At 66.7% G+C, this 4,527-nt stretch carries 4 protein-coding genes and 2 tRNA genes; 1 reads left to right on the forward strand and 5 read right to left on the reverse strand.

Features of this window, described 5'->3' with window-relative positions; all coding sequences use genetic code 11:
* The 5 genes from C5O18_RS06775 to C5O18_RS06795 all read right to left on the reverse strand — a co-directional run bounded on the left by C5O18_RS06775 (window position 1) and on the right by C5O18_RS06795 (window position 2,486).
* Window positions 1-891 carry a mechanosensitive ion channel family protein gene (locus C5O18_RS06775; RefSeq protein ID WP_105192629.1) on the reverse strand — a complete coding sequence of 297 codons (891 nt, stop codon included), beginning with the start codon at window positions 889-891 and terminating at the stop codon, window positions 1-3.
* Window positions 892-1,089: 198 nt separating this feature from the next.
* Window positions 1,090-1,164 (reverse strand) — tRNA-Glu (locus C5O18_RS06780).
* Window positions 1,165-1,169: 5 nt separating this feature from the next.
* Window positions 1,170-1,245: transfer RNA gene (locus C5O18_RS06785), tRNA-Ala, on the reverse strand.
* 217 nt (window positions 1,246-1,462) lie between these two features.
* Window positions 1,463-1,981 (reverse strand): flavodoxin family protein, encoded by a 519-nt coding sequence (locus C5O18_RS06790; RefSeq protein WP_241146766.1) that lies wholly within the window; start codon window positions 1,979-1,981, stop codon window positions 1,463-1,465.
* Between the two features lie 19 nt (window positions 1,982-2,000).
* Window positions 2,001-2,486 (reverse strand): Lrp/AsnC family transcriptional regulator, encoded by a 486-nt coding sequence (locus C5O18_RS06795; RefSeq protein ID WP_105192631.1) that lies wholly within the window; start codon window positions 2,484-2,486, stop codon window positions 2,001-2,003.
* A gap of 335 nt (window positions 2,487-2,821) precedes the next feature.
* Here C5O18_RS06795 and C5O18_RS06800 point away from each other — a divergent pair, with 335 nt between their 5' ends.
* Window positions 2,822-4,501 carry a 2-isopropylmalate synthase gene (locus C5O18_RS06800; RefSeq protein WP_105192633.1) on the forward strand — a complete coding sequence of 560 codons (1,680 nt, stop codon included), beginning with the start codon at window positions 2,822-2,824 and terminating at the stop codon, window positions 4,499-4,501.
* Window positions 4,502-4,527 lie beyond the last annotated feature (26 nt).

The following is a 4,527-nucleotide window of genomic DNA, read 5'->3' on the forward strand; positions in this document are numbered from 1 at the left end:
TCAGGTCGCCGGCGTGACTGCGGCCTCATCCCCCGGCGCGCCGGCGGTCGTCACCGCGGCACGCTCCGTGGTCCCGGTCAGGAACGCGTGCAGGATGCGCTGCTCGATCTGGCCGCGCTGCTCCAGCGGCACCGGCAGCTGCAGCAGCAGGCCGATGCTCTCGCGGTCATCCAGCAGCAGCTTCACGCGCGGAATCAGCGCCGGCGCCTCCAGCCCGTAGCTGCGCTGCAGATCGCGGGCATGCTTGGCGATGTCCTTGCCATAGCGCGCCACCTCCCCCGTCGCCGCGTGCAGCAGGACCTGCTCGGCGCGCTGCCAGTCATCTTCGCGGCTGATGCGTATGCTGACGTTGTGTACCACGTACTGGCCGAACATGGTCTCGTTGCTGACCGGGTGCGTCAGCAGCAGGCTGTTCGGGAAAGTGATCACGCGCCCCACGGTGCTCTTGTTGGGCACCGCCTGCGCCGCCTCCATGAGCGTGGTCGACAGCATGTCGCCGTCGATGACCTGACCGCGCAGGCCGTTGATCTCGATGCGGTCGCCGACCGTGTAGGCGTGCGTGCTGGTCAGGTAGATGGTGCCCATCAGGCACAGGATCATCTCGCGCGTGGCCAGCACGATGGCCGCCGCGATCGCCACCAGCGACACCGCCAGGGTCTCGATCTGGCTGGCCCAGATGAATGCCAGGCCGATCATGGACAGGCCGCCGGTGACATTGCCGATGCTGCTCACCCAGCGCCGGCGCATTTCCGGCTCCAGGCTCTCGCGCTTGAGCACCGCGCGCCGCGCGAGCGAGCGGATCAGCACCATGACCAGCAGGAAAACGACCGAGATCACCACATTGCGGATGAACGCGGCATCGATGAAGTCGGGAAGCCACTCGGTGAACATGAACACTCCGGGAAGAAACGGGACCGGGCGCTGCGCCCGCCCCCAAACCTACAGGGAATTTCCAGCGCCGCAAGGGATGAACGGTTGACGCCGACGATCCCGGCACCGACGGCGTCCGCAGCGGCATGCCGGAGCCGGCCTTGTCCGGAGGCCGAAAACAAAAAGCCCCGGTCGTTTCCGACCAGGGCTTGATGCATATGGTGACCCCACGGGGAATCGAACCCCGGTTACCGCCGTGAAAGGGCGATGTCCTAACCGCTAGACGATGGGGCCGCGGTTGGTGGAGCTAAGCGGGATCGAACCGCTGACCTCTACAATGCCATTGTAGCGCTCTCCCAGCTGAGCTATAGCCCCACAGTATCGAACGTCACTGGGTGTGTCGTCGTTCGAGGCGCGCAGTTTATGAATCGCCCCATGGGCTGTCAACACTTGCCGGAGAAAATTCACCGCGTTTTTGACGCTTCGCGCATTCCGTGACCAATGGCGGCGAAATTGACCGGAAAACCGGCAGCTTTCGCTGGTTTTTCAACCACTTCACAACACATGGCAACCCGCCGCTCCGGCCACCCGACTAGAAAATGCCCGCGTCCAGCCCGGCCGCCATGGTCATGCCCAGCGCCTCGGCCTGTGCCAGGAAGTCCGCCTGCCAGTCGCCGCGCAGCAGCAGCGGCTCCTGCACCCAGTTCCAGCGCAGGCCGGTGACGATGCCGCGCACCGCACGCAGGGTGCCGGTGCCGTCATGGCCGGCGCGGATGCAGAGCGCGCAGGGCAGCCCCTGCTTCTCCTCCAGCACGCGGTAATAGACACGGTCGAAGAAATCCTTCAGCGCCCCGCTCATGTAGCCCAGGTTCTCGGTGGTGCCGAGGATGATGGCATCCGCCGCCATGACATCCTCTGCCGTGGCCTCCAGCGGCGGCACGTGGCGAGCCTCGACCGCCGGCAGATCGGGATGCGCCGCGCCGCGCAGCATGGCCTCGACCAGCGCCCGGGTGTTCGCCGAGGGCGCATGCGCGACCACCAGCAGCTGCTTCTTCATGACACCGGCCTCGCGCGGCATGGCCGCGCTGTCTGTCGCCAACTCACGATGCACGGCATCAGCCCCTCCCGGATCAGAGATAGTTCAGCGGCAGCGCCGTGGCGTCGACCACCTTGCGCATCACGAAACTCGAATGGACCCCGCTCACGCCCTCGATGCGGGTGATCTTGTTGAGCAGGAAGGCCTGATAGTGGTCCATGTCGGGCACCGCGACCTTGAGCAGGTAGTCAGCCGACTGACCGGTGATCAGGTAGCACTGCTGCACCTCCTCGAAGCCGCGGATCGCGGCTTCGAACTTCTCGAAACGCTCCGGCGTGTGGCGGTCCATGCTGATCTGTATCATGACCGTCAGCCCCAGCCCGAGCGCCTTGCTGTCGAGTAGCACCGCGCGGCCGCGGATGATGCCGGCCTCCTCCAGCTTCTGCACGCGGCGCGAGCAGGGCGACGGCGACAGCCCGACGCGCTCGGCCAGCTCCAGGTTGGACAGTCCGCCCTCCTGCTGCAGTATCTCGAGGATATGACGGTCATAGCGGTCCAGCTTCACCGAATCCGTTTTCATGGCAACAAATCACCAATAAATTAACTTCAGGCGCAATATATATTCCATTGATGCCAAAAACACCCGCATTACGCAAGCCAATTGCGCGGCGGCGCGCCTAGACTGTGTTCCACAGGTCGGGCGATGGTCGCCACGCGGCAGCGTTTGCCGCGTGGCAGTGGCCACAAGCCCGGAGTCGCCGCCGGCCTGGCGCATCCCCACCCCGGATGCCGGCTACCGCGCCACCCGCGCCGCGCCGAACCCCGCCGGGCCCGCAAGGGCCCGTTTTACCTGGCGACGGGACACCCCCGGCCATGAACGACAGACTCAGGCAACACACAGACTGGAGCACCACCATGGCTTTCGACCACCGCAAGTACCGCCCCGCCCCCGTTGTCCAGCGCCCGCAGCGCCGCTGGCCGGACCAGGTCATCACCACCACGCCGCGCTGGTGCGCCGTGGACCTGCGCGACGGCAACCAGGCGCTGGTCAAGCCCATGACCGTGGAGCAGAAGACCCGTCTCTTCCTGCTGCTGGTGAAGATCGGCCTCAAGGAGATCGAAGTTGGTTTCCCGGCCGCCTCGCAGCCGGACTTCGACTTCGTGCGCAAGCTCATCGAGGAAAACCTCATCCCGGATGACGTCACCATCCAGGTGCTCACCCAGGCCCGCGAAGAGCTCATCGCACGCACCTACGAATCGCTGGAAGGCGTGCCGCGCGCCATCGTGCACGTCTACAACTCGACCTCGATCACGCAGCGCGAACAGGTCTTCCGCACCGACGTCGCCGGCGTGAAGAGCATCGCCGTCAACGGCGCGCGCTGGGTCAGGGAGCAGGCCGCGCGCCGCCCGCAGACGCAGTGGACCTTCCAGTACTCGCCGGAGAGCTTCACCGGCACCGAGCTGGAAGTCGCCGCCGAGGTGGTCAACGCGGTCATCGACGTGTGGGAACCGCAGCACGGCCAGCCGGTGATCATCAACCTCCCGGCCACGGTCGAGGTCAGCACGCCGAACGTGTACGCCGACTGCATCGAGTGGATGAACGACAACATCCGCCACCGCGAGCATGTCGTCATTTCGCTGCACACCCACAATGACCGCGGCTGCGGCGTCGCCGCCGCCGAGCTCGGCGTCATGGCCGGCGCCGACCGTGTCGAGGGCACCCTGCTCGGCAACGGCGAGCGCACCGGCAACATGGACCTCGTGACCATGGCCATGAACCTCTACAGCCAGGGCATCGATCCGAAGATCGATTTCTCCGACATGCGCGAGATCATCGAGGTCGTGGAAGCGGTGACCGAGATCACCACGCACCCGCGCCACGCCTACGCCGGCGAGCTGGTGTTCACCGCCTTCTCGGGCAGCCACCAGGACGCCATCCGCAAGTGCCTGGCCAACCAGGGCGATGGCAAGCCGTGGGACGTGGCCTACCTGCCCATCGACCCGCGCGACCTCGGTCGCCGCTACGAGGAAGTGGTGCGCATCAACTCGCAGTCCGGCAAGGGCGGCGTGCTGCATGTGCTCGAGCAGCAGTTCGGCATCACCCTGCCGCGCTGGCTGCAGATCGCCTTCTCGCGCGTGGTGCAGGAGACCGCCGAGAACGAAGGCGGCGAAGTCGATGCCTCGCGCATCCACGGGCTGTTCCAGCAGCACTATGTCGACACCCCGGCCGGCTGGCAGCTGCAGGGCTACGAGCTCAACCGCGAGGATGACATCGTGCGCGCCACCGTGACCGTGAAGGGCGATGCCGGCGCCGACGTGCTGCGCGGCCAGGGCGGCGGCGCGGTCAGCGCGGTGGTCGCGGCGGTGCAGCAGCGCCACGGCATCACGCTGGAAGTCGAAGGCTTCGACGAGTTCTCGCTCGGCGACAGCACCGATGCCCGCGCCATGGCCTGCGTGCGCGTGCGCAGCGGCGACATTGTCGGTGAAGCCGTGGCGCTGGCCGAGGACACGACGGCGGCGACGTTGCAAGCGGTGGTTTCTGCTGCCGGGCGTGTGCTCGCAGCGCGCGAAGCCGGACTGCGCCAGGCGGGCTGAGTCCTCCGCAAGGCCCGGGGCGGGCG

This window comes from Amnimonas aquatica (assembly GCF_002943415.1).
GTDB lineage: Bacteria > Pseudomonadota > Gammaproteobacteria > Pseudomonadales > Moraxellaceae > Perlucidibaca > Perlucidibaca aquatica_A.

Coding starts and splice junctions, on each gene's coding strand:
- C5O18_RS06775 (WP_105192629.1), bottom strand. CDS start 891: ATGTTCACCGAGTGGCTTCCCGACTTCATCGATGCCGCGTTCATCCGC.
- C5O18_RS06795 (WP_105192631.1), bottom strand. CDS start 2,486: ATGAAAACGGATTCGGTGAAGCTGGACCGCTATGACCGTCATATCCTC.
- C5O18_RS06800 (WP_105192633.1), top strand. CDS start 2,822: ATGGCTTTCGACCACCGCAAGTACCGCCCCGCCCCCGTTGTCCAGCGC.